At 64.1% G+C, this 21213-nt stretch carries 19 protein-coding genes; 14 read left to right on the forward strand and 5 right to left on the reverse strand.

Going from position 1 to position 21213, the window contains the following annotated elements; all coding sequences use genetic code 11:
* From dnaA to AC1PLA_RS00060, 12 genes are all read left to right on the forward strand, one after another.
* Positions 1 to 1329: a chromosomal replication initiator protein DnaA gene (gene dnaA, locus AC1PLA_RS00005; protein WP_024939149.1), complete on the forward strand. Its 1329-nt coding sequence runs from the start codon at positions 1 to 3 to the stop codon at positions 1327 to 1329.
* Positions 1330 to 1606: 277 nt separating this feature from the next.
* Entirely contained in the window at positions 1607 to 2707 is a 1101-nt protein-coding gene (dnaN, locus tag AC1PLA_RS00010; protein ID WP_016901842.1) for a DNA polymerase III subunit beta, read from the forward strand.
* A gap of 1085 nt (positions 2708 to 3792) precedes the next feature.
* Positions 3793 to 4899: a DNA replication/repair protein RecF gene (recF, locus tag AC1PLA_RS00015; RefSeq protein ID WP_065046900.1), complete on the forward strand. Its 1107-nt coding sequence runs from the start codon at positions 3793 to 3795 to the stop codon at positions 4897 to 4899.
* A gap of 114 nt (positions 4900 to 5013) precedes the next feature.
* A complete protein-coding gene (gene gyrB, locus AC1PLA_RS00020) occupies positions 5014 to 7458 on the forward strand; it encodes a DNA topoisomerase (ATP-hydrolyzing) subunit B (protein ID WP_024939147.1) in 2445 nt (814 codons plus the stop codon).
* A 67-nt stretch (positions 7459 to 7525) separates the two neighbouring features.
* A complete protein-coding gene (locus AC1PLA_RS00025) occupies positions 7526 to 8362 on the forward strand; it encodes a CPBP family intramembrane glutamic endopeptidase (RefSeq protein ID WP_016901839.1) in 837 nt (278 codons plus the stop codon).
* 62 nt (positions 8363 to 8424) lie between these two features.
* Positions 8425 to 9231 (forward strand): M48 family metallopeptidase, encoded by an 807-nt coding sequence (locus AC1PLA_RS00030; RefSeq protein WP_016901838.1) that lies wholly within the window; start codon positions 8425 to 8427, stop codon positions 9229 to 9231.
* A gap of 152 nt (positions 9232 to 9383) precedes the next feature.
* Positions 9384 to 10580, forward strand: a complete 1197-nt coding sequence (locus AC1PLA_RS00035; protein WP_016901837.1) for a tetratricopeptide repeat protein — start codon at positions 9384 to 9386, stop codon at positions 10578 to 10580.
* Positions 10581 to 10733: 153 nt separating this feature from the next.
* Entirely contained in the window at positions 10734 to 11405 is a 672-nt protein-coding gene (locus tag AC1PLA_RS00040) for an energy transducer TonB (RefSeq protein WP_039518127.1), read from the forward strand.
* 85 nt (positions 11406 to 11490) lie between these two features.
* On the forward strand, positions 11491 to 12252 hold the full coding sequence (exbB, locus tag AC1PLA_RS00045) for a TonB-system energizer ExbB (protein WP_005912445.1): 762 nt from the start codon (positions 11491 to 11493) through the stop codon (positions 12250 to 12252).
* 45 nt (positions 12253 to 12297) lie between these two features.
* Positions 12298 to 12720: an ExbD/TolR family protein gene (locus tag AC1PLA_RS00050; protein ID WP_011035268.1), complete on the forward strand. Its 423-nt coding sequence runs from the start codon at positions 12298 to 12300 to the stop codon at positions 12718 to 12720.
* A gap of 3 nt (positions 12721 to 12723) precedes the next feature.
* Positions 12724 to 13134: an ExbD/TolR family protein gene (locus AC1PLA_RS00055; RefSeq protein WP_011035269.1), complete on the forward strand. Its 411-nt coding sequence runs from the start codon at positions 12724 to 12726 to the stop codon at positions 13132 to 13134.
* Between the two features lie 354 nt (positions 13135 to 13488).
* Positions 13489 to 13896, forward strand: a complete 408-nt coding sequence (locus tag AC1PLA_RS00060) for an ExbD/TolR family protein (RefSeq protein WP_481105308.1) — start codon at positions 13489 to 13491, stop codon at positions 13894 to 13896.
* Positions 13897 to 14023: 127 nt separating this feature from the next.
* Here the strand turns inward: AC1PLA_RS00060 and AC1PLA_RS00065 are convergent, their stop codons facing one another.
* The 3 genes from AC1PLA_RS00065 to cls form a co-directional block, all read right to left on the reverse strand.
* Entirely contained in the window at positions 14024 to 14791 is a 768-nt protein-coding gene (locus tag AC1PLA_RS00065; RefSeq protein ID WP_481105309.1) for a pyridoxine 5'-phosphate synthase, read from the reverse strand.
* A gap of 10 nt (positions 14792 to 14801) precedes the next feature.
* Positions 14802 to 15071 (reverse strand): hypothetical protein, encoded by a 270-nt coding sequence (locus tag AC1PLA_RS00070; RefSeq protein ID WP_024939143.1) that lies wholly within the window; start codon positions 15069 to 15071, stop codon positions 14802 to 14804.
* Between the two features lie 74 nt (positions 15072 to 15145).
* Positions 15146 to 16606, reverse strand: coding sequence for a cardiolipin synthase (cls, locus tag AC1PLA_RS00075; protein ID WP_102583006.1), 1461 nt, complete (start codon positions 16604 to 16606; stop codon positions 15146 to 15148).
* 135 nt (positions 16607 to 16741) lie between these two features.
* On the opposite strand from cls, the gene AC1PLA_RS00080 reads away from it, so the two are divergent.
* Positions 16742 to 17836, forward strand: a complete 1095-nt coding sequence (locus AC1PLA_RS00080) for a PA0069 family radical SAM protein (protein WP_054592623.1) — start codon at positions 16742 to 16744, stop codon at positions 17834 to 17836.
* A gap of 85 nt (positions 17837 to 17921) precedes the next feature.
* Here AC1PLA_RS00080 and AC1PLA_RS00085 read toward each other — a convergent pair whose 3' ends face one another.
* Together AC1PLA_RS00085 and AC1PLA_RS00090 are read right to left on the reverse strand one after the other, a co-directional pair.
* Positions 17922 to 18626 (reverse strand): 2OG-Fe(II) oxygenase, encoded by a 705-nt coding sequence (locus tag AC1PLA_RS00085; RefSeq protein WP_481105310.1) that lies wholly within the window; start codon positions 18624 to 18626, stop codon positions 17922 to 17924.
* Positions 18627 to 18932: 306 nt separating this feature from the next.
* Positions 18933 to 20273: an outer membrane protein transport protein gene (locus AC1PLA_RS00090; RefSeq protein WP_481105311.1), complete on the reverse strand. Its 1341-nt coding sequence runs from the start codon at positions 20271 to 20273 to the stop codon at positions 18933 to 18935.
* A gap of 217 nt (positions 20274 to 20490) precedes the next feature.
* Here AC1PLA_RS00090 and AC1PLA_RS00095 point away from each other — a divergent pair, with 217 nt between their 5' ends.
* A complete protein-coding gene (locus tag AC1PLA_RS00095) occupies positions 20491 to 21183 on the forward strand; it encodes a rhomboid family intramembrane serine protease (protein WP_053054201.1) in 693 nt (230 codons plus the stop codon).
* Positions 21184 to 21213: the final 30 nt, after the last annotated feature.

Below are 21213 nucleotides of genomic sequence, written 5' to 3' on the forward strand. Positions count from 1 at the left end.
ATGGATGCTTGGCCCCGCTGTCTGGAACGTCTCGAAGCCGAATTCCCGCCCGAGGACGTCCACACCTGGTTGAAACCCCTGCAAGCCGAAGACCGCGGCGACAGCATCGTGCTGTATGCGCCGAACGCCTTCATCGTCGACCAGGTCCGCGAGCGCTACCTGCCGCGCATCCGCGAACTGGTGGCGTATTTCGTCGGCAACGGCGAAGTGGCGCTGGCGGTCGGCTCCCGCCCGCGTGCGCCGGAACCGCAGCCGGCACCGATGGCCACGCCCAGCGCGCCGGTTGCCGCGCCGATCGTGCCGTTCGCCGGCAATCTGGATTCGCACTACACCTTCGCCAACTTCGTCGAGGGTCGCAGCAACCAGCTTGGTCTGGCCGCCGCGATCCAGGCCGCGCAGAAGCCGGGCGACCGCGCCCACAACCCGCTGCTGTTGTACGGCAGCACCGGCCTGGGCAAGACCCACCTGATGTTTGCCGCCGGCAACGCGCTGCGCCAGGCCAATCCGGCCGCCAAGGTGATGTATCTGCGCTCGGAACAGTTCTTCAGCGCGATGATCCGGGCGCTGCAGGACAAGGCGATGGACCAGTTCAAGCGCCAGTTCCAGCAGATCGATGCGCTGCTGATCGACGACATCCAGTTCTTCGCCGGCAAGGACCGCACGCAGGAGGAGTTCTTCCACACCTTCAACGCGCTGTTCGATGGCCGCCAGCAGATCATCCTGACCTGCGACCGCTATCCGCGTGAGGTCGAAGGCCTGGAGCCGCGGCTGAAGTCGCGCCTGGCCTGGGGCCTGTCGGTGGCGATCGACCCGCCCGATTTCGAGACCCGCGCGGCGATCGTGCTGGCCAAGGCGCGCGAGCGCGGCGCCGAGATTCCGGACGATGTGGCATTTTTGATTGCCAAGAAGATGCGCTCCAACGTGCGCGACCTGGAAGGCGCGCTCAACACGCTGGTGGCACGCGCCAATTTCACCGGCCGCTCGATTACGGTGGAATTTGCCCAGGAGACGCTGCGCGACCTATTGCGCGCCCAGCAGCAGGCGATCGGCATCCCCAACATCCAGAAGACCGTGGCGGACTACTACGGCCTGCAGATGAAGGACCTGCTCTCCAAGCGACGCACCCGCTCGCTGGCGCGTCCGCGCCAGGTGGCGATGGCGCTGGCCAAGGAACTCACAGAACACAGCCTGCCGGAGATCGGCGACGCCTTCGCCGGCCGCGACCACACGACCGTGCTGCATGCCTGCCGGCAGATCCGCACGCTGATGGAGGCCGACGGCAAGCTGCGCGAGGACTGGGAAAAGCTGATTCGCAAGCTCAGCGAGTAAGCCGGCAACGGTCTTCACCGCCCGCTTGGAGAAAAGCGTGGAAACGTTGGGGTCAAATGCGGGAGAATCTGTGGATAACGTTGCCTCGCAGGTCAGGCTGAAAACTATCCACAGGTTTTACCGCCAGACCAGGGGCACTAGTCCAACGACTTTCAGGCGCTAATTTGTCTTTGGAAACAAACAGTTATGGTGGTTATCCGCTGAAAACGGCCCTACCATCACCACCAAGCTTTTGATTTATTCCATTATCTTTTAAAGCATAGGGGCACGGAACCACATGCGTTTTACACTGCAGCGCGAAGCCTTCCTCAAACCATTGGCCCAGGTGGTCAATGTGGTCGAACGCCGTCAAACCCTGCCGGTTCTGGCCAATCTGCTGGTGCAGGTCAAGGACGGACAGGTCTCCTTGACCGGTACCGACCTGGAAGTGGAAATGATCTCGCGCACGATGGTGGAAGACGCGCAGGACGGCGAAACCACGATTCCGGCGCGCAAGTTGTTCGACATCCTGCGTGCCCTGCCCGACGGCAGCCGCGTCACCATCTCGCAGACCGGCGACAAGGTCACGGTGCAGGCCGGGCGTAGCCGCTTCACCCTGGCCACGCTGCCTGCGAACGATTTCCCGTCGGTGGACGAAGTCGAAGCCACCGAGCGCGTTGCGGTGCCGGAGGCAGCGTTGAAGGAGCTGATCGAGCGCACTGCGTTCGCCATGGCCCAGCAGGACGTGCGCTACTACCTCAACGGCTTGCTGTTCGACCTGCGCGAGGGCTTGCTGCGTTGCGTGGCCACCGACGGCCACCGTCTGGCGCTATGCGAGACCGAGCTGGAGAAATCCGGCGGTGCCAAGCGCCAGATCATCGTGCCACGCAAGGGCGTGACCGAGTTGCTGCGTCTGCTGGAAGCGGCAGATCGCGAAGTGGAGCTGGAAGTCGGTCGTAGCCATATCCGCGTCAAGCGTGGCGATGTGACCTTCACCTCCAAGCTGATCGACGGCCGCTTCCCGGATTACGAGGCGGTGATTCCGATCGGCGCCGATCGCGAGGTCAAGGTGGACCGTGAGGCACTGCGTGCATCGCTGCAGCGTGCGGCGATCCTGTCGAACGAGAAGTACCGCGGCGTGCGAGTGGAAGTGTCGCCTGGTCAGCTGAAGATCAGCGCGCACAACCCGGAGCAGGAAGAAGCGCAGGAAGAAATCGAAGCCGACACTAAGGTCGACGATCTAGCCATCGGCTTCAACGTCAACTATCTGCTCGACGCGCTGTCTGCACTCCGCGATGAGCACGTGGTCATTCAGCTGCGCGATGCGAACTCGTCGGCACTGGTGCGCGAGGCCAGCAGCGAGAAGTCGCGCCATGTGGTGATGCCGCTGCGTCTGTGACGCCGCGTTCCACGTGGAACACGAAGAGCCCGGCGAAAGCCGGGCTTTTTCGTTTTCAAGATTGAGAGTGCTGAAGTCATTGCGGTGTAAGGCTTTTGGAGGCTTTAGTGTCTTTGGGCATCCGCTTTGCGCTGGTTAGGTACCAAGCTGCTCTGGTGCATTAGCCGGAGCTGCCCTGCCTTCGGGCATGATCCTCGGAGTGGCAACGTCGCACTATCACCAAGCCAGGGACGGTTCGATGGACGCCACTCCCGGGTAGTCAGACTTCAACGACCGGACAAGCGCATTGGTTCGTTTGCTTGGATTGACGGGCGTGAGTTCGAAGAAGAGCGATATCAAAAAATTGGCATGAGCCTGGTGCGCTGCTGTCGCCGGCATGGATGCTTGGCCAATCTGTGGTTGAAGGCATCCCAAAGATCAGTGAGCTGTCTCGCCCTGGGACAGTGCCACGTGAAATCGGTGCGCTCCGCGCAAGTAAACAACCCACCCGGGACCTGTTGAGTTACGAAGACCCTGTTGGCAGGTTCACGGCGTGCACGTGGAACAACGGGCTTCTCCTCGTGTCACCCGCCGACTTCTGGAAAAGCTGGCTTTGTCGCAGCCTCAGTGAGATTCGGTAGTCATGCGCTGTGGCTTTGTCGTCAAACGAAGTCATTCGAACAAAAATCAGTCTGAACCGGTTCATCAAGTGCGGAGTGCTTCACTCCGAACCGAGACGTACAGCTACGTCTGAACTTGCGTGTTCTCAAGCCGGTTTTTGAGTTATGCACATCGAGCTTTGCTTTTAAATCTATAAATAATTTAAGAGCTTGGTGGTGATGGTAGGGCCAGATTTCGCCGGAAACTACCCTATGTGTTTGTTTTTAAATTACTTTTAGGCCTCGAAACCCTGTGTTTAGACCCGTGTAGAGGGGTCTAAAACCTGTGGATAAGCGGAAGCGGTTGCTCGGGCCTGCTTTTTATCCACAGGTTGTCCCCTGCCTGTCCCTTGGGTCGCTTCACGTCTGTACGGGCAGGATCCGCATCGATCACGTATCCTCCGCTCCGACCGGGATGCCGGATCACAGCGCAGAGCAGACCGATCGATGCACGTAGTGCGGTTGTCCATCCATCGACTTCGTCGTTTCGAGACCGTCGACCTCCACCCCGCCAGCTCCTTGAACCTGCTGACCGGCGATAACGGCGCGGGCAAGACCAGCGTGCTGGAAGCGTTGCATCTGATGGCCTACGGCCGCAGCTTTCGTGGCCGTGTACGCGACGGGCTGATCCAGCAAGGCGCCAGCGATCTGGAAGTCTTCGTGGGATGGCGCGAAGGAACCGCCGCGACCGGGGAACGCACGCGGCGGGCGGGCCTGCGCCACAGCGGCCAGGAATGGACCGGCCGGCTGGATGGCGAAGATGTCGCCCAGCTGGGCGCCTTGTGTGCCGCGCTGGCTGTCGTGACCTTCGAGCCCGGCAGCCATGTGTTGATTAGTGGCGGCGGTGAGCCGCGGCGGCGCTTCCTCGATTGGGGGCTGTTCCACGTGGAACCTGACTTCCTGGCGCTGTGGCGGCGCTACGCGCGGGCGCTCAAACAGCGTAATGCCTTGCTCAAGCAGGGCGCACAACCGCGCATGCTCGATGCCTGGGATCACGAACTCGCCGAGTCCGGCGAAACGCTGACATCGCGCCGTCTTCGCTACCTGGAGCGCCTGCAGGAGCGACTGATTCCGGTCGCCACGGCGATCGCCCCGTCGCTCGGGCTGTCCGCGCTGACGTTCGCACCGGGCTGGAAGCGCCATGAAGTGTCACTTGCCGATGCGCTGCTATTGGCACGCGAGCGTGATCGTCAGAACGGCTACACCTCGCAAGGGCCGCACCGGGCGGATTGGGCACCAGCCTTTGATGCACTGCCGGGCAAGGATGCGCTCTCCCGCGGCCAGGCAAAGCTCACCGCCCTCGCCTGCCTGCTGGCACAGGCCGAAGACTTCGCCCATGAGCGTGGCGAATGGCCGGTGATTGCCCTGGACGACCTGGGCTCGGAGCTGGACCGCCACCACCAGGCCCGCGTGCTGCAGCGCCTGGCGTCCGCACCGGCGCAGGTGCTGATCACCGCAACCGAAATGCCACCCGGTCTGGCCGAATCCGGCAAACTGCTGCACCGGTTCCACGTGGAACACGGCAATGTGGCCGTGCTGACGCCCTCCGCGTAACCGTCGGCGGCGCAGGTGGGCCGACTGGTATAATTTACGGGCTATCCCCCTTTTCCCACGGTGCGATGCGGCTCCTGCCGCCTGCGCCCGTGTTGTGGAGCTAACGGCACACGCATGACCGACGAACAAAACACCTCGCCCACCCCCAACGGCACCTACGACTCCAGCAAGATCACCGTGCTGCGTGGCCTGGAAGCCGTCCGCAAGCGCCCCGGCATGTACATCGGCGATGTCCATGACGGCACCGGCCTGCATCACATGGTGTTCGAGGTTGTCGACAACTCGGTCGACGAAGCCCTGGCCGGCCATGCCGACGACATCGTGGTCAAGATCCTGGTCGATGGCTCGGTTGCGGTGTCCGACAACGGCCGTGGCGTGCCGGTCGACATCCACAAGGAAGAAGGCGTCTCGGCGGCGGAGGTGATCCTCACCGTGCTGCATGCCGGCGGCAAGTTCGACGACAACAGCTACAAGGTATCCGGCGGCCTGCACGGCGTGGGCGTGTCGGTGGTCAATGCGCTGTCCGAGCACCTGTGGCTGGACATCTGGCGCGACGGCTTCCACTACCAGCAGGAATACGCGCTGGGCGAGCCGCAGTACCCGCTCAAGCAGCTGGAAGCCTCGACCAAGCGCGGTACCACGCTGCGCTTCAAGCCGTCCGTGGCGATCTTCAGCGACGTCGAGTTCCATTACGACATCCTGGCGCGCCGCCTGCGCGAGCTGTCGTTCCTCAATTCGGGCGTCAAGATCACCCTGGTCGACGAGCGCGGCGACGGCCGCCGCGACGATTTCCACTACGAGGGCGGCATCCGCAGCTTCGTCGAGCATCTGGCGCAGCTCAAGTCGCCGCTGCACCCGAACGTGATCTCGGTGACCGGCGAGCACAATGGCATCGTGGTGGACGTGGCCCTGCAATGGACCGACGCCTACCAGGAAACCATGTACTGCTTCACCAACAACATCCCGCAGAAGGATGGCGGCACCCACCTGGCCGGCTTCCGCGCAGCGCTGACGCGTGTGCTGAGTACCTACATCGAGCAGAACGGTATCGCCAAGCAGGCCAAGGTCGCGCTGACCGGCGACGACATGCGCGAGGGCATGATCGCGGTGCTCTCGGTCAAGGTGCCCGACCCCAGCTTTTCCTCGCAGACCAAGGAAAAGCTGGTCAGCTCGGATGTGCGTCCGGCGGTGGAAAACGCCTTCGGTGCGCGCCTGCAGGAGTTCCTGCAGGAGAATCCGAACGAAGCCAAGGCCATCACCGGCAAGATCGTCGACGCCGCCCGTGCGCGCGAAGCCGCCCGCAAGGCGCGCGACCTGACCCGCCGCAAGGGCGCGCTGGACATCGCCGGCCTGCCCGGCAAGCTGGCCGACTGCCAGGAAAAGGACCCGGCGCTGTCCGAACTGTTCATCGTCGAGGGTGACTCGGCAGGCGGCTCGGCCAAGCAGGGCCGCAACCGCAAGAACCAGGCGGTGCTGCCGCTGCGCGGCAAGATCCTCAACGTCGAACGCGCGCGTTTTGACCGCATGCTGGCCTCCGACCAGGTCGGCACGCTGATCACCGCGCTCGGCACCGGCATCGGCCGCGACGAGTACAACCCGGACAAGCTGCGTTACCACCGTATCATCCTGATGACCGACGCCGACGTCGACGGCTCGCACATCCGGACCCTGCTGCTGACCTTCTTCTACCGGCAGATGCCGGAGCTGATCGAGCGCGGTTACATCTACATTGGCCTGCCGCCGCTGTACAAGCTCAAGCAGGGCAAGAGCGAGCTGTATCTGAAGGACGACGCGGCGCTCAATGCCTACCTGGCCAGCAACGCGGTTGAAGGCGCGGCGCTGATCCCCGCCACCGACGAGCCGCCGATCACCGGCGAGGCGCTGGAAAAGCTGTTGATGCTGTTCACCAGCGCCAACGAGGCGATCGCGCGCAACGCACACCGTTACGACCCGGCGCTGCTCACCGCGCTGATCGACCTGCCGCCGCTGGATGTGGACAAGTTGCAGGCCGAAGGCGAGGTGCATCCCACCCTGGATGCGCTGCAGGCGGTGCTCAACCGCGGCACCCTGGGCACGGCGCGCTACCAGCTGCGTTTCGACCCGGCTACCGATGGCGCCTCGGCGTCGCTGGTGGCGGTGCGTAGGCACATGGGCGAGGAATTCACCCAGGTGCTGCCGATGGGCGCGTTCGAAAGCGGCGAGCTGCGTCCGCTGCGCGAGGTCTCGCTGGCCCTGCACGACCTGGTGCGCGAAGGCGCGCAGATCGTGCGCGGCAACAAGACCCACCCGATTACCAGCTTCGCCCAGGCGCATGCCTGGCTGCTGGAAGAGGCCAAGCGCGGCCGCCAGGTACAGCGCTTCAAGGGCCTGGGCGAAATGAACGCCGAACAGCTGTGGGAAACCACGGTCAATCCGGACACGCGTCGCCTGTTGCAGGTGCGGATCGAAGATGCCGTGGCCGCCGATCAGATCTTCAGCACCTTGATGGGCGATGTGGTCGAGCCACGCCGCGACTTCATCGAGGACAACGCGCTGAAGGTGTCCAACCTGGACATCTGAGCCACCGTCGCCCGTCGGCGCATCGCTCTGGCGCTGCGCCGACGCCTGCGGTTTTTTCAGGACGACGATGAGCGCAGATCCTTCCCCGCGGCCGGTACCGACGCCGGCCGCCGGCACCGCCCCGCTGTTGCCGCCATTGCTCGGCTTCGGCATCGATGTGCTGATCGCCACCGGCCTGCTGCTGTCGCTGAGCGTGGCCGGGTTCGCGCTCTGGGGCGTATTCCGCGGCGTCAGTGCCGTGCAGGCCGCCAAGGCGCAGGGCCTGACGCTGTCCTCAAGCGAGATCATGGCCACCATCGGCCAGCCCGGCGTGCTGGTGCAATTGCTCACCGCGTTGGTCAGCACCGCCTCGCCGGCGCTGCTGCTGTATTACTGGCGCCGGCGTGCGACGGCAGACGAACACCGGGCCTCGCGCGCCGCTGCAAGGCGTGCCTCCACCTGGGGCTGGACCGCGCTGATCGCGGTTGGCGTGTTCCTGCTCAGCAATCTGGTCAGCGTGGCGGCGTCCGCGCTGGGCATCAAACCGGTGCCGACCAATCTGCCGCTGATGGAAGAAGCCATCAAACAATGGCCGCTGGCGCTGGTGGTGTTTGCCGTGGCGATCGCCCCGGCGTACGAAGAACTGCTGTTCCGACGCGTCTTGTTCGGCCGCCTGCTCGCCGCCGGCCGGCCCTGGCTGGGCATCGCGCTGAGCAGCGCGATCTTTGCGCTGGTGCATGAAGTGCCCGGCGTCAGCGGCAACGGACCGGCCGCCATCGCGCAACTGTGGCTGGTCTACGGCGGCATGGGCGCGGCGTTTGCATGGCTGTACTGGCGCACCGGCACGCTGTGGGCACCGATCGTGGCGCACGGCGTCAACAACGCCACCGCCCTGGCGGCGCTGTACTTTTTTGGCATCGGCTGAGCCGTTTGACGAAAAGTTAAGACGAGCCTGCCAAAATGCCCCCAGGGTTCAAGGGGGATTGAATGAAAGCTAGGCTGTTGATCGTTGTCGCCGTCTTTGCACTGACGGCATGTGCCACCACAACCTCGCCGACCGGCCGCCGACAGGTGGTGGGAGGCGTCACGCAGGACCAGCTCGACAAGCTTGGCGCCGAATCGTTCGCGCAGACCAAGGCCAAGGAAAAAGTCAGCACCGACGGCAAGCAGAACGCCTATGTGCAGTGCGTGGTCAATGCGCTGGTGGCGCAGCTGCCGCCGCAGTGGCGCGAAACCCGCTGGGAAACCGCGCTGTTTGTCGATAACGAAGCCAACGCATTTGCGCTGCCCGGTGGCAAGGTCGGCGTGAACACCGGCATCTTCACTGTCGCCAAGACGCAGGATCAGCTGGCTGCCGTGCTCGGGCACGAAATCGGGCACGTGATCTCCCGCCATCACGAAGAGCGCATCACCCGCCAGCTCGGCGCGCAGACAGGACTGGGCATCATTGGCGCGCTAGCTGGTGCGGCCTACGGCGACGGCGCCGCCAGTGCGGTCAACCAGGTCGGCGGGATGACTGCCCAGACCGTGTTCCTGCTGCCCGGCTCGCGTACCCAGGAGAGCGAGGCCGATGTGGTCGGCCAGCGCCTGATGGCCCAGGCCGGCTTCGACCCTGCCCAGGCAGTCACGCTGTGGCAGAACATGATGGCCGCCAGCGGCAATCGCCAGCCGCAGTGGCTGTCCACCCACCCCGACCCCGCCAATCGCATCCGCGAACTGCAGGCAGACGTCAACCAACTTGAACCGGTTTACCAGCAGGCGCGACAGGACGGGCGCGTGCCGCGTTGCGGCTGATTTCGCAGCGCTTACGTACCGAATGTCGCAACACAGCATGGAAACCGTTTTCGGGAACTGAGACTTTCTGCTAAGTTTGCCGGCTCAGATTTTTCGTACAGCGTTTATTCCGCTTTTCGTACCGCCCGACGGCGGCTCGTCCGAGGTGAAACATGAAACTGCTCAACCGCAAGCAAGCCCTGTTGTCCCTGTTCATCGCCGCGTCCCTGGGCGGGGCTGTCGTCACCGATGCTGTTGCGCAGTCGGATCGTTCGTCCGAGCGCGCCAGCCGCAAATCCAAGAACAGCGGCAAAGCCGAAGAGTTGTATCCGCAGTCCACCCGCGCCGCGCCGACGATCAAGCCTTCGTCCAAGCTGGGCAGCAAGCTGCAGAAGCTGATCGAAACCTTCAACAAGGGCGAAGACTTCCCGGCCGTGCGCACCCAGGCCGACGAGATCCTCGCCAACAGCTCGGCCAATGAAGCAGACAAGGCACTGGCCTCGCAGCTGGCCGCCCAGGCGGCGTACAACATGGACGACACCGCCGCTGCCAAGAAGTACCTGCAGCAGGCGATCGGCCTGAATGCGCTGGACAACAACGGCCAGTTCCAGTCGATGCTGATGTTGGCGCAGTTGCAGATGCAGGACGACCAGCAGGCCGAAGGCCTGGCCACGCTGGACAAGTATCTGGAAGAGAGCAAGTCGCAGCGTCCGGAAGACCTGATCCTCAAGGGCCAGGCGCTGTACCAGGCCGAGCGCTACAAGGAAGCCATTCCGGTGCTGAAGCAGGCCATCGCCGCCTCGCCCGAGCCGAAGGACACCTGGAACCAGTTGTTGATGGCGTCCTACGCCGAAGCCGGCCAGACCGGTGAAGCGGTGGCTGCTGCCGAAGCGCTCGCCGCCAAGACGCCGAACGACAAGAAAGCCCAGCTCAACCTGGCCAGCATGTATATGCAGGCCGACCAGATGGACAAGGCCGCCGCAGTGATGGACAAGCTGCGCGCTGCCGGGCAGTTGACCGAAGAAAAGGAGTACAAGCAGTTGTATTCCATCTACGCCAACACCGAGAACAAGGAAAAGGACGTCATCGCGGTCATCAATGAAGGTATGCAAAAAGGCATCCTTAAACCCGATTATCAGACATACCTTGCGCTCGCACAGTCGTATTACTACAGCGAAGACGTGCCCAAGGCGATCGAGAATTGGCAAAAAGCCGCACCGCTTTCCAAGGACGGCGAGACCTATCTGAATCTGGCCAAGGTGCTGCATTCGGAAGGTCGCATCCCGGAGGCCAAGCAGGCCGCGCAGCAGGCAATCGCCAAGGGTGTCAAAAAACCTGATGACGCCAAGAAGATCATCAATCTGAAGTAAAAAAGAAAATAAACCCCCGAAATCCCTGTGTTTTTAGTGGTTACAGGACTCGGGATTGGTATAAGCTTGGGGGTTCCTGCGGTGTCAAAGCCGTCCGAAAACCTGGGGATCATCACAGTGATCCGGGGCCCCCACTGAAAGAGCCATTGGCGCATGACGGAACAACTCGTTATCCACAGGCATGACTATGATGCCGGGAACCAGGGTCTGAGCTGGGCCCGCATTATCGGCATTGCTTTCGTAATTGCCTTGCACCTCACTGCACTGATGATGTTGCTGATCCCTGCAGTGGCGCCGAAGGCTCCGGCAGAGAAGGAGCGCACCACCATGGTCACCTTGGTGGATGCACCGCCTCCTCCCCCGCCGCCGCCGCCGCCGCCGCCGCCGGAAGACAAGCCGCCACCGCCGGTCAAGAATCTGTCGCCGCCGAAGCCGTCACCGGTTCCGCCGCCGCCGGAAGCTCCGGTTGTCGATGTTCCCGAACCGCGTCCCAGCGATATCGTCACGCCGCCGAGCCCGCCGGCTCCGCCGCAACCGCCGAGTGACATCGGCGCCAGTGTCGATATCTCGTCCAAGAACATGAACCCACCGAAGTACCCGCCGGCTGCATTCCGTGCCGGTGTCCAAGGTGAGGTCATCCTGATCGTGGATGTGGATGCAAGCGGCAACGTGACCAATGTGTCGGTCGAAAAGTCCAGCCGCAACCGCGACCTTGACCGTGCCGCGATGGACGCAGCACGCAAGTGGAAGTTCAACGCCTCCACTGTCAACGGGCAGAAAGCCGCCGGACGTGTCCGCGTCCCGGTCAACTTTGCTCTGAACTGATCCCACGGGCCGGCCACGGTCGGCCCAGGATCCTGTCTTCCTTTCGCTCCACCCTTCATCACCACACACAACAAAGGTAAGCGTCATGCTGCAGGAATTCTTTATCGCCGCCGCTGCAGGGGGCTCCAATCCGTCGGCCGCCCTGTCGCAGATGGGCTTCGAGCACTTGATCACTGAAATGACGTCCAGCCCCGGCGATTTCGCCGTGTCCTGGGTCGTTCTGATCACCCTGATCGCCATGTCCGCTGCCTCCTGGTACTGGACCGTCATCAACATCTTCCGTGCCACCCGTCTGAAGAGCGCGGCTGACCGCGTCACCACCGCGTTCTGGGATGCCCCGAATGCACAGGACGCCATCCGCGCCATGGAAGAGCAGCCGGCTTCCGAGCCGTTCTCCAAGATCGCACTGGACGCAGCGCAGGCTGCTGCTCACCACCAGCGCGCCGAAGGCAGCACCGGTGGCCTGGGCGAGAGCCTGAGCCGTTCGGAATTCGTCGATCGCGCCCTGCGTCAGGCCGTGACCCGCGAAAGCACCAAGCTGCAGTCGGGCATGACCCTGCTGGCCACCGTCGGTGCGACCGCGCCGTTTGTCGGTCTGCTCGGTACGGTGTGGGGCATCTACGGTGCGCTGATCAAGATCGGTGCAACCGGTTCGGCCTCCATCGACGCCGTTGCCGGCCCGGTGGGTGAAGCGCTGATCATGACCGCGATCGGTCTGTTCGTCGCAATCCCGGCCGTGTTCGCGTTCAACTTCTTCTCCAAGGTCAACAGCTCGGTGATCGCCAAGTTCGACACCTTTGCCCACGACCTGCACGACTTCTTCGCCACTGGTTCGCGCGTTCGCTAATCCGTAGTAAAGAACGACTTCGCAACGATTTAGACGGAGCCCGTTATGGCCTTCAGTAGTGGAAACAGCGGTGGCCCGATGGCCGACATCAATGTGACGCCCCTCGTGGACGTGATGTTGGTGCTGCTGATCATCTTCATCATTACGGCACCGCTGATGTCCCATAAGGTCAAGGTGGAGCTGCCAGAGGCCAACCTGATCCAGAAGGAAGATGCGGAGAAACGCGCCGCGCCGATCACCCTGGCCGTCAAGGAAGACGGGTCGCTGTACTGGAATGACGAGCCGATTTCCAAGGAAGCCCTGGAATCGCGCCTGTCCACCGCCGCACAGCAGACACCGCAGCCGCCGCTCAATTTGCGTGGCGACCGCACGACCAAGATGCGTACGATCAACGAGATCACCAAGATCGCGCAGGGTCAGGGCATGTTGGACGTCGGCTTCGTCGCAACCAAAGAGAAGGGGCAGTAAGCCATGGCATTCAGTACCGGTGGAAACCGCGGCCCAATGGCCGACATCAATGTCACGCCCCTGGTGGACGTGATGTTGGTGCTGCTGATCATCTTCATCGTGACCGCGCCGATCATGACTTACCCGATCGCCGTGGATCTGCCGCAGCGGGTGCTCAACCCGCCACCGCAGACGACCGAACCGCCGCCGCCGATCGAGTTGCGGATCGACGCCAGCAACCAGGTGTTCTGGAACAACAGCCCGACCCCGGTCGCGCAGTTGCAGCAGAAGATGGAAGAAGTGGTGCAGGCCGATCCGACCAATCAGCCGGAACTGCGCATCGACGCCAATGAAGATGCGGAGTACGAAGTGATGGCCAAGGTCCTTGCTGCGGCGAAAAACTCGCAGATGAAGAAAATAGGATTCATGCAGTAAAACATCGCAAGACCGCAACACAACAGTCATGACGCGACTGCAACGCCACCGGAAACGGTGGCGTTTTTTTATGCTCGATCAATCGGGTGCTTGCTGCCGCTATGTTCGACACGCACGGATGCGGCCGGCTGTTTGCCAGGACGTTGGTATCCGTTTCCCGGGCACCGGGCGAGTGATGCATGCAGCGACCCTCAGGTCGTCCGCGCAAGCAAACCGCCGGACTTGCAGCGGCAAGTCGCAACGGCACGCTTCGGAGCTCGGCCCACCAGAGGCGTCTGCCCTGCCCTTCCCTCGCTGCGGACCAGGTGTATGCTCGAGCGTGCAGCACCCACGCTCATCGCATAGGAGGCAGTTATGGCTTTCAGTACGGCAGGCAATCGGGGACCGCTGGCGGAGATCAATGTCACGCCGCTGGTGGATGTCATGTTGGTGTTGTTAATCATCTTCATCGTCACCGCTCCGATGCTGGCGCGGCCAATCACGGTGGACCTGCCACAGCGCAGCGAGCAGGCCCAGTCACGAATGGACCCGCCTGCACCGATCGCATTACGTGTGGACGCCAGCGGGCAAGTGTTCTGGAATGCCAGCCCGATAATGCTGCAGCAATTGCAGCCCAGGTTGATCGAACAGATGCGCCAGGCAGCCGGCAATCAGCCAGAGCTGCGCATCGCCGCCAGTGCGGATGCCGAATACGCGGTGATGGCCAAGGTGCTGGCTGCAGCCAAGAATGCGCAGTTGGATCGCATCAGTTTTGTGCAGTAAATGGGTGATTAACCAGCCTGGTAAGTCAGCCGGAAATCATCGATAACGATTGCATCGGGGCAGAAACCCTGCCCCGATTCAATATCCGGTAACCAAGCAACGCATCCACATAATCGACTTGATTATCTCAAGCGCTGATCGATGCGCCGCGCAGTATGTCCAGATAGGCGCGCACCGTTGTGTCCAGGCCCTGATACAAGGCTTCGCTGATCAATGCATGACCGATCGAGACTTCGAGTACGCCGGGGACAGCGCTCAGAAAATCACCGAGATTGGCCTGCGACAAATCGTGGCCGGCATTGATGCCCAGACCTGCTGCCGCGGCGCGTTGCGCTGCGTCGGAAAACAGCTTGAATGCAGCATCCGGCTGGCCGCTCAGATGCGCCTGCGCATACGGGCCGGTGTATAACTCGATGCGGTCTGCACCGAGTGTTGCCGCCTGCGCGATAGCGGGATTGTCGGCATCGACAAACAGACTGACGCGAGCACCGATTGCCTTGAACGAGGCGATCAGCGTGGCCAGTTGGGTGGTGTCCTGGGCAAAATCGAATCCGTGGTCGGACGTCAGCTGTCCATCGCCATCCGGTACCAGGGTGACCTGTTCGGGGCGGGTGGCACGACATAAGTCCAGCAGGCCCGGATAACCGTCGCGCGGCGGTGCGAACGGGTTGCCTTCGATATTGAATTCGACGCCGTGCTCGCGTGTCAGCGCGCTCAGCGCCAGCACATCGTCGGCGCGGATATGCCGCTGGTCCGGGCGCGGGTGCACGGTGATGCCGTGCGCACCGGCGGCAATGCAGGTGCGTGCGGCCTGCACCACATCCGGATCGTGGCCGCCGCGCGAGTTGCGCAACACCGCGATCTTGTTGACGTTGACGCTGAGCTGGGTGGTCACTGCGTCGGTCTCAGGCCTGCGGCTCGCCGTCGCGCGTGGCGTTGAGGGCGGCCGCCTTGCGGGCTTCGGCAATCTCGCGCAGGCGGCGCAGCTCGGCCGGGTCGATCAGGCTGCTGGTGTCGCGCTGGGTATCGCCCATGCGTGAGGCGAACCAGCCGCGCGTCCACAGCAACAGCAACAGCAGTGCCACCAGCAGCGAGGCCACCAGCAACCACACGTGCGGCGTGCTGAAGGCCAGCACCAGCGCACCCAATGCCATAAGCAGAAACAGCCAGTGCATGACGAGCTCCCCGATCAGTGGCGGCAGTGTAGCGCCGCGCCAGGCATGGTTCCACGTGGGCGCGGCGATGCGGCTCAGAGCAGCGGCGACAGCAGCCTTGCGCAGGCTTCGGGCAGCCGCGAGCGCCACAGCGGCCGGTGGCGGACGAAGCGCACTTCCTGCGCCTGCTGCAGGTCGGCGTCGATCAAGCCGGCCAGCTCGGCGGCCACCGCCTGGTCGCGGAACAGCATCGACAACTCGAAATTCAGGCGAAAGCTACGGCTGTCGAAATTGGCGCTGCCGACGATGCAGACCTCATCGTCGGCCAGCAACGCCTTGGTGTGCAGCATGCGCGGGCCGTATTCGTAGATGCGCACCCCGGCCTCGAGCAGCTCGTCGAAATACGAACGCGCCGCGTAGGTGACCAGGCGCGAGTCGCTGACGCGCGGTACCAGCAGGCGCACGTCCAGGCCCCCCAGTGCGGCCGAGGTCAGCGCCATGCGCGCAGCCTCGCCGGGGACGAAATACGGCGTGACCAACCAGACCCGATGCCGGGCTTCGTGAATCGCAGCGACCATCAGCCGGTGGATCGACTCCCACGATGAATCCGGCCCGGAGACCAGCACCTGCGCGTCGACATCGCCCTGCGCACGGCTCGGCACGTCTTCGGGCCATAGTTGCTGACCGTGGAAGGCAGCGCGGCCCTGCCCGGTGGCGTACAGCCAGTCTTCCAGGAACACCAGCTGCAGGCTGCGCACCACGTGGCCCTGCAGGCGCATGTGCAGGTCGCGGTAGGCATCGCTGCGGACCTGCTCGTTCTCTTCGTCGGTGACGTTGATGCCGCCGGTGAAGCCGATCCTGCCGTCGACCACGACCACTTTGCGGTGGGTGCGCAGGTTCAACCACGGCCGCTTGAACGGCTTGAGCAGCTGGGATGGATGAAACCAGGCGGTCTCCACCCCGGCCGCGCGCAGCGTGCGCAAGCTGCGCCGGGTCATCGCCGACGAACCCACCGCATCCATCAGCAGGCGCACCTTGACCCCGGCGCGTGCGCGCTCCATCAGCGCATCGCAGATCGCGGTGCCGCTGTGGTCGGGCTGGAAGATGTAGTACTGCAGATGGATATGGTCGCGCGCACCGCGGATGGCCTCGATGATGGCCGCATAGGTGGCCGCGCCATCGACCAGCCAGTGCACCTCGGTGGCGCTGCTGGGGGCCAGTCCGGTAGTGGACTGGGCGATCTTGGCCAGCTCGGTGCAGTCCGCATCCGGCGGGCAGACGCTGCTGTAGCTCTCCATGCCCGAGCGCGAACGGCCGCGCCGCAGTCGCTGGCGTTTGACCTTCTGCGGGCCGAGCCAGTAATAGATCAGCAGGCCCAGGTACGGCAGCGCCGCCAGCGACAGCACCCAGCTGAGCGTGGCCACGGGCTCGCGCTTCTGCAGCACGATCCAGCTGGCGATCCACAGCAGGTACAGCACGTAGGCGGCGAGGAGAAGCGCTTCGAGGTGGGGAATGGTGGCCAGCCGATCCCACGCGCCCTGTACGGATGCGAGCATGCGCGGATTCTACGGGGCGCACGCACCGCCGCGATGACCATGCGGCCAACACGATCGCCGCGCCGGGTCTGAAAGCTTCATCGCGGCGCGCCCCTGGTCGCATCGATTGAGACCCGCCGGCCGTACGATGACGCGATGGCAACTGCGATCAAGGGCCGTGGTGCGACCGGCCATCTGCCCGGACGCTTCGAAACCACCACCCAACAACCGGTGGACGATGGCTGGTACGCCGACGACGGCGAGGAGTTCGCCGCGCCGGCGTTGCGTACCCAGGTCACCGAGGAAACCGCGCGCAGCATCATCAGCCGCAATCAATCGCCGGACATCGGCTTTTCGCAATCGGTCAATCCGTATCGTGGGTGCGAGCATGGTTGCAGCTACTGCTTTGCGCGGCCCTCGCATGCCTATCTTAATCTGTCGCCCGGGCTGGATTTCGAGACCAAGCTGTTCGCCAAGACCAACGCGCCGGAGCTGTTGCGCCGCGAACTGTCGCGCCCGGGCTATGTGCCCAGCCCGATCGCACTGGGCATCAACACCGATGCCTACCAGCCGATCGAGCGCAAACGCGCACTGACGCGGCGCCTGATCGAGGTGCTGTGGGAAACCCGGCACCCGTTCACGCTGATCACCAAGAATGCGTTGGTCACGCGCGATCTGGATCTGCTCGCACCGCTGGCACGCGAGGGCCTGGTCAACGTGCATTTTTCGGTGACCACGCTGGACCCGCATCTGTCGGCCAGGCTGGAACCGCGCGCGTCCGCACCGCACGCCCGCCTACGCGCGATGCGGGCGCTGCACGAGGCTGGCGTGCCGGTCGGGGTGATGGCCGCGCCGGTGATCCCGTGGATCAACGACCATGAGCTGGAAGCGATTCTGCAGGCTGCGTCCGCTGCCGGCGCGCACAGTGCCGGCTACGTGTTGCTGCGGCTGCCGCACGAAGTGGCGCCACTGTTCCGCGACTGGTTGCAGACCCATCACCCGCAACGCGCCGGGCACGTGATGAGCACGATCCAGCAACTGCGCGGCGGCAAGGATTACGACAGTACCTTCGGCACGCGCCTGCGCGGCCAGGGCGTCTACGCGGAATTGCTGGCACGCCGCTTCGCCCTGGCCCACCGCCGCAGCGGTTTCGACGCACGCGACATGCCGGCATTGGACACGACCAAGTTCCGCCGCCCCGCTCCGCCGGCCAAGCCGGTGCCGCAGTCGCCGCAAGGCAGTCTGTTCTAGCGGCGGGGATTGGGGATTTGGGATTGGGGATTCGTAACAGCCGACGCACTGCAGTGACCCGCCCTTACCAATCCCCAATCCCCAATCACGAATCCCCGCCGTACAAGGCACTCGCCGACTGGAACAGGATCCAGCTGGTGGCGATGAACTTGTCGCCGCCGACCGGGCGGTTGCCGCGGTGGGTGTGGGTGAAGGCGGTGGGGGCGATCAGCAGGCTGCCGGTGCGCGGGCGGGCCTTGCGCTGCTGGAACAGGAATTCGGTCTCGCCCTGTTCGAACTCGTCGTTGAGGTACAGCGTCCACAGCAGATGCCGGTGCAGCGTGTCGGCACTGGCATCGCGTGGATACAGCTCGCAATGCCAGTAGGGATAGCCGCCCTGGTCGGCGGTGTACCACTGCAGGTTGATCGCGCCCGGGCGCAGGCAGGTACGGGCCAGGTCGCCCAGCGCCTGGTCGCTCATCTGCGCGATGTCCTCGGCCACCAGCCGGTGCGGGCTGCCGTCGGCGGTGGTGACCTGCAGCATCAGCGGTGAAATCAGGGCTTGTGGATAGTGCCGCAGATAGGTCAGCACGCCTTCAAACACGGCGTGCTGCAGGCGGTTCTCCACCGCCGCCCATTCGGCCACGCCGCTGATGCGCAGGTCGCGGCTGTGTTTGAGTTCGGGAAACACGCCGCCACCGATACGGCCGGGATGCAGCTGCTGGCTGTCGCGCATGCGTTGCACGATGGCGGCGCAATCCTCGCGCGAGACGGCGTTGTCGGTGATCTGGATAAAGTCGGGTTGGCTCATGCGCACGACCATAGCAATCTGCGCTACCGCCTGCACAGCGCGTATGCGGGGTATGCGGCCTGGATCGGCGCGTTCCGCCCAGGCATCGCCGCTGCATGCTTCAACGCTGCGGCGCCCAGAAGACAGCGCCGCAGCATGCACCACGCGCTCGCCACGCCAACCAGTACGCCACTGCGATGGCGCTGGGTGAACTTGCGCAGCCGCAATCAGCCGCCGGCCTGCAACGTGCGTGGCAGCGCGCGCAAGGCAGCAAAGAAAAACCCCGCCGTAGCGGGGTTTTTCGTTACATGCGTGGTGCTACGACGATCAGAACTTGTAGTTGACCGAAGCGGCCAGCACGTCGCCCTTCACCTTGTAGCTGCCCGCCAGACGGTCGCCGGTGGCACTGCGGGTGTCGCTGGTCGGGTCGCTGGTGAACAGGTGGGTGTAACCGAAGTTGTATTCGGCCTGCTGCGACGGACGCCAGCTCAGACCCAGCGAGACCCACTTGCGGCTCGCATCCGGCACGCGCACGTCGCGGTGCTCGGCGGTGGTCGGGGTCTGGTCGTACGCCAGGCCGCCACGCAGGGTCAGCGTCTCGCTCATGCGGTAGTCGGCACCGATCGAGGCGAAGGTGGTGTCGCGGTAGGAGAAGTCCAGCACGCTGTCGGGCTGGTTGGAGGCGAAGTCCACGGTCACCTGGTCGAACTTGCTCCAGGCGGTGCGGGTGACGTCGGCCATGATCGACCACTGCTCGTTCACGTTGTGGGTGAAGCTGGCGGTGGCGCTGGCCGGCAGCCTGACGGTGGCGCGGCCCTTGGTGTCGACGAAGGTGCCCGGAGCGGCAACACCCAGGACTGCCGCAGCCGGACCCGGCACGGTGAAGTCGGCATCGCCATCGGTGATCTTGTGATCCACTTGCGAACGGTAGCTGAAACCGATGTGGGTGTTCTCGTCGATGCTGAACAGGCCGCCGAGGGTGAAGCCCACTTCGGTGCTGTCGCCCTTGATGCGCGAGTAGCCATCGGCGCTGCCCGGTGCGAAGCCCGGCACGCGGCGCGCGGCCAGCACGCTGCCGAAGTCGACCGCATTGGCCAGATCGATATCCAGACGCTCGGCGAACACCGACGCACCGAAGGACACGTACGGGTTCACGTCATAGGAGAACGCGACATTAAAGTCGATCGCCTGCAGCTCGGTCTTGGTGCCGTGGTAACGGCCGACCCAGTCGCGGTCATATTCGGTCTTGAAGCCGAACGGCACGGTCAGCGAGGTACCCAGGTGCATGTTGTCGTTCTCGCCGAACGGCACGTGGAAGTAAATCGCCGGGACCGGCGCGATCATGCCGGCGTCGCCGCCATTACCGCCGGAGACCGGGGCGCCGTTGGCGTAGGTGGCGGTGTCGGGCTGGAACTTGGCCGAGAAGCTGATGGCGCTGACGTCGGCCTGGAACAGGCGACCGTCCAGCTGGCGCATGCCGGCCGGGTTGTTGGCGATGATCGAGGCATCGTCAGGGGCGCTGCCCGAACCTGCGAAGGCGCGGCCAAGACCCTTGGCGCTGTTTTCCTTCAGCTGGAAGGCGGCGCCGTGGGCCTGGCCAACGGCCAGTACGCCGGCAATGCCGACGGCCAACAGGGTGGCGCGGCTGAGAGTGGAAGCGGTAGACATAAGGTGGTGCTCTCCGGATAAAGACTGCAGTGGTCGGTACAGCGCCCGCGCCCAGCGCCAAGTGGCTGCTGGAGCGCGCCGGAGACCCCCCCCCGACATACGACGCCGTACGCAGTATACCCACCACAATTAACCGAACAATAACGAAGCATGTTTTGATCGGCTGGACAGGTTAGGGATGGGTTCAGGAGCGTGAACCCGCTAGAGTGCCACTCCGATGTTCGTCTCTCTCCCCTCCCGCAAGAAACCCACCCCGCGCTGGGCAGTGCCGTTGCTGTTCGCAACCGTGTGGCTGGCCTATCTGTGGTCGATCAGCCGGCCCGGCGAGGCACGCAATACGCTGTGGCTGGACTGGGGCGCGCTGTCCAGCGGCGTGTCCAACCTGGGCGACTGGTGGGCGACGCTGCGCGACGGCAGCGTGCTGCGGCTGTTCACCGCGTTGTTCCTGCATGCGGACTGGTCGCACCTGCTCGGCAACCTGGTGTTCCTGCTGATCTTCGGGCTGCCGGCCGAGCGCATTCTCGGGCCGTGGCGCCTGCTGTTGCTGTTCCTGGTCGGCGGCGCGGCCTCTAATCTGGCGGCGATCTTCGCGATCGGCACCCCGGACCGGGTGATCATCGGCGCCTCGGGCGCGGTGTCGGCGTTGATCGGCACCTATCTGGCACTGTTTCCCGGCGCCAAGCTGGGCGTGGTGCTGCCGCTGGGGCTGTTTCTGGAATTCATCCGGGTGCCGGCGCCGTTGCTGATCGGCGCCTGGGCGCTGCTGCAGGTGGTGTTCGCCTATATCGGCCCGGCCTTCGGCATGGTGGCGTGGTCGGCACATATCGCCGGGTTCGTGTTCGGCATCGTCTACGGGCTGTATGTGCGCGCGGCGATCGCGCGGCGGCTGCGCAAGCGCCACGGGTTCTAGCGCGGCGGCAATCGTGCAAGGCGCACCGGG

This window comes from Xanthomonas sp. NCPPB 1826, from assembly GCF_056725285.1.

Coding starts and splice junctions, on each gene's coding strand:
- dnaA (WP_024939149.1), top strand. CDS start 1: ATGGATGCTTGGCCCCGCTGTCTGGAACGTCTCGAAGCCGAATTCCCG.
- dnaN (WP_016901842.1), top strand. CDS start 1,607: ATGCGTTTTACACTGCAGCGCGAAGCCTTCCTCAAACCATTGGCCCAG.
- recF (WP_065046900.1), top strand. CDS start 3,793: ATGCACGTAGTGCGGTTGTCCATCCATCGACTTCGTCGTTTCGAGACC.
- gyrB (WP_024939147.1), top strand. CDS start 5,014: ATGACCGACGAACAAAACACCTCGCCCACCCCCAACGGCACCTACGAC.
- AC1PLA_RS00025 (WP_016901839.1), top strand. CDS start 7,526: ATGAGCGCAGATCCTTCCCCGCGGCCGGTACCGACGCCGGCCGCCGGC.
- AC1PLA_RS00030 (WP_016901838.1), top strand. CDS start 8,425: ATGAAAGCTAGGCTGTTGATCGTTGTCGCCGTCTTTGCACTGACGGCA.
- AC1PLA_RS00035 (WP_016901837.1), top strand. CDS start 9,384: ATGAAACTGCTCAACCGCAAGCAAGCCCTGTTGTCCCTGTTCATCGCC.
- AC1PLA_RS00040 (WP_039518127.1), top strand. CDS start 10,734: ATGACGGAACAACTCGTTATCCACAGGCATGACTATGATGCCGGGAAC.
- exbB (WP_005912445.1), top strand. CDS start 11,491: ATGCTGCAGGAATTCTTTATCGCCGCCGCTGCAGGGGGCTCCAATCCG.
- AC1PLA_RS00050 (WP_011035268.1), top strand. CDS start 12,298: ATGGCCTTCAGTAGTGGAAACAGCGGTGGCCCGATGGCCGACATCAAT.
- AC1PLA_RS00055 (WP_011035269.1), top strand. CDS start 12,724: ATGGCATTCAGTACCGGTGGAAACCGCGGCCCAATGGCCGACATCAAT.
- AC1PLA_RS00060 (WP_481105308.1), top strand. CDS start 13,489: ATGGCTTTCAGTACGGCAGGCAATCGGGGACCGCTGGCGGAGATCAAT.
- AC1PLA_RS00070 (WP_024939143.1), bottom strand. CDS start 15,071: ATGCACTGGCTGTTTCTGCTTATGGCATTGGGTGCGCTGGTGCTGGCC.
- cls (WP_102583006.1), bottom strand. CDS start 16,606: ATGCTCGCATCCGTACAGGGCGCGTGGGATCGGCTGGCCACCATTCCC.
- AC1PLA_RS00080 (WP_054592623.1), top strand. CDS start 16,742: ATGGCAACTGCGATCAAGGGCCGTGGTGCGACCGGCCATCTGCCCGGA.
- AC1PLA_RS00085 (WP_481105310.1), bottom strand. CDS start 18,626: ATGAGCCAACCCGACTTTATCCAGATCACCGACAACGCCGTCTCGCGC.
- AC1PLA_RS00090 (WP_481105311.1), bottom strand. CDS start 20,273: ATGTCTACCGCTTCCACTCTCAGCCGCGCCACCCTGTTGGCCGTCGGC.
- AC1PLA_RS00095 (WP_053054201.1), top strand. CDS start 20,491: ATGTTCGTCTCTCTCCCCTCCCGCAAGAAACCCACCCCGCGCTGGGCA.